Source organism: Sedimentibacter sp. B4, from assembly GCF_000309315.1.
GTDB lineage: Bacteria > Bacillota > Clostridia > Tissierellales > Sedimentibacteraceae > Sedimentibacter > Sedimentibacter saalensis.
On the sequence record NZ_CANG01000484.1, the window covers coordinates 1 to 381 of the forward strand.

The window sequence follows — 381 nt, forward strand, 5'->3', positions numbered from 1 at the left end:
CGGCCTCGTCACTTTCGCCGCCGTTCTCTTCCTGGCGATCAGCGCCTTCCGAATGCTTGCACCGAAGGAGTTGTGACACAGATGAGTCGTCGCTGGAAGCGAATTCTCATCGGCGTCGTGGCGACGCTGGTGATCGTCCTCTATATCTCCCCTCTGGTCTGGCTCGTGCTGGCGTCGTTCAAGAACCGCGTCGACCTCTTCACGCCGACGCCGACGTTCATCTTCTCTCCGACTCTCGACAACTACGTGCAGGCCTTCGTCACGAAAGGGTTCACCAGGAATCTGGTCAACTCACTGATCGTGTCCGTCTTCGCGAGCGCGATCGCCTTGGTCGTCGGCGTGCCGTCCGCGTACAGCCTGACCCGTCGGTCAGGCAAGCTG

1 pseudogene is annotated in these 381 nt (G+C 60.6%); it reads left to right on the forward strand.

Annotated elements, in window-relative coordinates:
- Window positions 1–81: 81 nt before the first annotated feature.
- A pseudogene (locus tag BN358_RS25525) lies at window positions 82–381 on the forward strand (carbohydrate ABC transporter permease); the annotation flags it as partial.